Source organism: Burkholderia sp. Cy-637, from assembly GCF_011753175.1.
GTDB classification, from domain to species: Bacteria; Pseudomonadota; Gammaproteobacteria; order Burkholderiales; family Burkholderiaceae; genus Burkholderia; species Burkholderia gladioli.
Window position 1 is genome coordinate 1 of record NZ_VWWC01000359.1, and the last position, 1,786, is coordinate 1,786.

At 74.1% G+C, this 1,786-nt stretch carries 2 protein-coding genes; both read right to left on the bottom strand.

The window, feature by feature from the left end:
* Positions 1–935 (bottom strand): ABC transporter ATP-binding protein (locus F3J10_RS35480; RefSeq protein WP_167244035.1); only part of this gene is annotated, 935 nt, incomplete at its 3' end.
* Positions 932–1,786 (bottom strand): ABC transporter permease (locus F3J10_RS35485; RefSeq protein WP_167244036.1); only part of this gene is annotated, 855 nt, incomplete at its 5' end. The genes F3J10_RS35480 and F3J10_RS35485, both read right to left, overlap by 4 nt.

Genomic DNA, 1,786 nt, shown 5'->3' on the forward strand with positions numbered 1-1,786 from the left:
TCGCCGCTGCGCGCGTGCGCCACCAGCGCCGCGAGCGTGATGCGCCGCGCCGGCTCGCCGGGCGGCGCCGTTACCGGCAGCGCGTCGGCGCCGCGCCAGAGCAGTTCGGACAAGGCATCGCGCAGCGAGCTCGCGCCGTCGACCGGCGCGCCGCTGGCCTGGCCCGGCTCGGCCAGGCGCGCCACCGGCGTCAAGGCCAGCAGCCGCAGCGGCCGTTCCGCGCCGGCCACCAGGCGCTCCACGAAGCCCGGCGCGGGGCGTGCCAGCAGCCGCGCCGGCGGGGCCGCCTGCAGCAGCTTGCCGCCGTCCATCACGGCGATCTGGTCGCCCAGCCGCAGCGCCTCGTCGATGTCGTGCGTGACCAGCACCACGGTGACCTTCAGGCGCCGCTGCAGGGCCGCCAGGTCGTCCTGGGCCTTGCCGCGGATCAGCGGGTCGAGCGCGCCGAACGGCTCGTCCATCAGCAGGATGGCCGGCTCGGCGGCCAGCGCGCGCGCCACGCCGACGCGCTGCTGCTGCCCGCCCGAGAGCTGGTGCGGCAGCTTGTGGCGATACACCGAGGGATCGAGGTCGAACAGGTGCAGCAGTTCGTCGACGCGCTCGGCGATGCGCGACTTCGACCAGCCGGCCAGGGTCGGCACGGTGGCGATATTGCGCGCCACGCTCCAGTGCGGGAACAGCCCGTGGCCCTGGATCACGTAGCCGATGCCGCGCCGCAGCGTCTCGCCGCGCAGCGTGGCGGTGTCGACGCCGTCGATGCGGATGGTGCCGGCGCTCGGCTCGATCAGGCGGTTGATCATGCGCAGCAGGGTGGACTTGCCGCTGCCCGAGGCGCCCACCAGGGCGGTGACGGTGCCGGGCGCGATCTCGAGCGAGACCTGGTCCACCGCGAGCAGCGAGCCGAAGCGGCGGCTCACGCTTTCGATTTCGATCATGCCGGGTTCCGTTGCGTCAGTTGTGTCAGTTGGATCGCGGCGTCGAACAGCACCGAGATCACGAAGGCCAGCGCGATGGTGGGCAGCGCGCCGAGCAGCACCAGGTCGGTGGCGGCCTGGCCGAGCCCCTGGAAGATGAAGGTGCCGAAGCCGCCGCCGCCGATCAGCGCGGCCACCGCGGCGAGCCCGACGTTCTGCACCAGCACGATGCGCAGCCCGGCCAGGATCACCGGCAGGGCCAGCGCCAGCTCGATGTCGAGCACGCGCTGGCGGCGCGTCATGCCCATTGCCGCGGCCGCCTCCACCACGCCGGGATCGACGCGATCGATGCCGACCACCACGCTCGAGACGATCGGCAGCAGCGCGTAGAGGAACAGCGCGACCAGGGCCGGGGCCGGGCCGATGCCGCTGATGCCGAGCGCGGCGGCCAGCGGCAGGTGGGCGGCCAGCAGGCCGAGCGGCACCATCAGGATGCCGAACAGGGCGATGCTGGGGATGGTCTGGACCACGTTGAGCACCGGCATCAGGGTGGCGCGCCAGGCCGGCCGGTGCGCGCAGCCGATGCCCAGCGGCAGCGCCACCGCGAAGGCGGCGAAGGTCGAGCCGGCCACCAGTTCGAGATGGCGCAGCGCCTCGGTCCAGAAGGTATCGGCGCGCACCGCGTATTCCTGCATCACCGACAGGCCGTCCCAGATGCCGCTGGCCAGCGCCGCGCCCACCGCCGCCAGCGCGACCACCAGGGCCAGCACGCGCCGCGCGGGCGACAGGCCGAGCCGCGCCAGCGCGTCGGCGATCAGCACCGCGAAGGCGAACAGCAGCAGCCAGGCGCCGGCGGCCGGCGAGATCCGCGC